The organism is Streptomyces sp. NPDC006265, assembly GCF_040613555.1.
GTDB lineage: Bacteria > Actinomycetota > Actinomycetes > Streptomycetales > Streptomycetaceae > Streptomyces.
Window position 1 is genome coordinate 1 of sequence record NZ_JBEXSH010001078.1, and the last position, 2,637, is coordinate 2,637.

Here is a 2,637-nt window from a genome sequence, read left to right on the forward strand (position 1 = left end):
GGTGCCCTCCGGAGGGCGCGGAGCGGGGCGGCGCGAGCGCCGCTGGTTCATCGCTTGGGGGGCGGCGGCCAGGGGTCGCGGGCGGACGAGTCGAAGCCTGGAGTCGCGCGGGATACGGGACGTCACGGGGGCAGTCTTCCGGTTGACGGTCCGAAAACCCAAACGGAATGTCACCGCGGGCGACGGGGATGGCCAACGCACCGGTTCGCAGGAGTGGTCCAGGGCCGGGAACAGGCCAGTGGTACGACACTAAACGGAATCGTCGCGACCGGTCGGTGCGAAGCGGGACGGCACGTGGTTGCGGCAGGGCGAAGGGGACGTGAACGGGGGGTGCGTGAGAGGTCGGCAGGGGAAGCGCATCGGCGGGTACGCGGCAGACCGGCAGAGGGCGCGCAGCAGCGGTGCGCAGGAGCGGGGTCACGTGAGGGGCGTCACATGAGCGGCGTGAGGAAGCGGCGGAGCGCCTCCTCGTAGGCCTTCGGGTCGGCGTTCCACATGGCCCCGTGGGGCGCGTCGGCGACGGTGCGGAGGGCGACCATGTCCGGCCGGGCGTCGGCGAGCCGGCGCGAGAAATGCCAGGGGGCGACGGTGTCGCCCGGTCCGTGGAAGACGAGCGCCGGGACGCGCAGTCCGTCGGCCGGGTCCTGGCCCGCGACGCGGTCGCCGGTCAGGCCGGTGCGGCCCTGGGCGGCGCGGACCGCCAGGGGCAGCAGCGCCCCCGGGGTGCGGCGGGCCGAGGCGAGGGCGCGCAGGGTGGTCTCCCAGCTGAGCACCGGGGAGTCCAGGACGAGCCCGGAGACGCGGTCGCGCAGTCCCGAGTGGGCGGCGGCGCGCAGGGCCATGGTGGCGCCGGTGGACCAGCCGTGCAGGACGACCTGGCGGGCTCCGTAGCGCACGGCGTAGCGGATGGCCGCGTCGAGGTCGCGCCACTCGGTCTCGCCGAGGTGGTTCAGGCGGTCGGGCGGGCAGGGTGCGCCCAGGTCGCCGCGGTATGCGAGGGCGAGCACCGGGAAGTGGCTGCGGTGCAGGAACCCCATGACGTTCATGGCGAGTTCCCGGGTGGTGCCCAGGCCGTGCACGGCGATCACCCAGGTGTCCCGCTTGCCCGGCACGAACCACGCGGGCAGGGCGCCGAGTTCGCCGGGGACGTCGACGTCGGCGTGTTCGAGCCCGAGGGCGGCGCCGGGGTTGCCGACGTACACGTTCGGTGTGAGCCAGACCTTGTCGCCGGACGTCAGCGTGCCGTGGGTGACGCTCTCCAGGCGGCGCACGACGGTGTCGGCGGGGTGCGGGGCGCCGGTCAGGACGGGGCCGACTACCGCGTGGGAGCCGTTGCCGGAGAGGCCGTAGCGGCCGGGGCGCAGGGCGGCGAGGTCCCGGGTGAGGCTGATCTGCCCGGCGGCGGTGCCGTGCACCGTGAGCCGGGGTTCGGTGGGCAGGGGCCTGCCGGGGGGCGCCTTGAGCGCGGCGTCGCTGGCGAGCCGGCCGGCGGCCACCGCGGCGGCACCGGCTCCGATCACGGCGGTGACGGCAGCGGCCGTCGCTTTGACAGTGCGCACGGCTCCAGTGTCCTGGCGGATGCCGTGGGCGACCAGTGGGAGGCAGCCGCGGGGTGACTCCGCGGCTGCCGTGCGGGCGGCTCAGCCCCGCTGGCCGTAGCCGCGCAGCCGTTCCTCCACCTCCGTCAGCTGTTCCGGGGACAGCAGGCTCGGGGCCAGGCCGGGCACCGATGAGGCGGTGAGCCACAGACGGCACATCCACTCCAGCTGCGCGGTGCGGTCGTAGGCCTGGGCGAGGGTGGCGCCGTGGGTGACGGTGCCATGGTTCCGGAGGAGGCAGCCGGAGCGGTCGGCGAGGGCGCGGAGCATGTTCTCGGCCAACTCGTCGGTGCCGTACGCGGCATAGGGGGCGACCCGGACGGGGCCGCCGAGCGCGGCGGCCATGTAGTGGATCAGCGGGAGCTCGCTCACGAGCGTCGAGACGGCCGTCGCGTGGACGGCGTGGGTGTGGACGACGGCCAGGGCGCCGGTGGTGCGGTAGACCGCGAGGTGCATGGGGAGTTCGCTGGTCGGGACGAGCGTGCCGAGGACCTGCCGGCCGTCGAGGTCCACGCCGGTCACGTCGTCCGGCGCCAGCCGGTCGTAGGGGACGCCCGACGGCGTGACGAGGACGGTGTCCCCCACGCGCACCGAGACGTTGCCGGACGTGCCGACGACGAGTCCGTCGGAGACCGTCCGGCGTGCCGTGGCGACGAGGTCTTCCCAGGCGTGTGCGTCCTCGGGGCGCGCACGCCTGAGCCGCGACTCCTCCGTGCCTCGTGCGCCCTCGTGTGCGTCCCTCGTGCCCCGCTCGTCGCCTCGCTGCTCAGCCATGCCGCGATCCTGCCAGGGAAGGGCTCAAAGCGCCGCCGGGCGGGGACACTTCGGTGCGGAAACCGATCACCCGCGAGGGTGCCCGTCGGCAGGGAAGGCCGTGCGGATCCCCCTGGTCAAAGATCTTCGGGCATTCAATGATTTTCCCGTATGTTCTGGGTGATTGCCGTGCACGTCGCCATTCCGGGGGAATCACATGGCCCGTGACCGCACACCGACCCGCCGCCGCGGCCCCCAACCGGCGGCGTGCGCGGGGGGGAGACGC

Annotated in this window: 2 protein-coding genes; both read right to left on the reverse strand. The window is 74.3% G+C overall.

The window, feature by feature from the left end:
• Positions 1 to 431 precede the first annotated feature (431 nt).
• Positions 432 to 1,559: an alpha/beta fold hydrolase gene (locus ABZ281_RS45425; protein WP_356664243.1), complete on the reverse strand. Its 1,128-nt coding sequence runs from the start codon at positions 1,557 to 1,559 to the stop codon at positions 432 to 434.
• Positions 1,560 to 1,640: 81 nt separating this feature from the next.
• A complete protein-coding gene (locus tag ABZ281_RS45430; protein WP_356664245.1) occupies positions 1,641 to 2,372 on the reverse strand; it encodes a class II aldolase/adducin family protein in 732 nt (243 codons plus the stop codon).
• Positions 2,373 to 2,637: the final 265 nt, after the last annotated feature.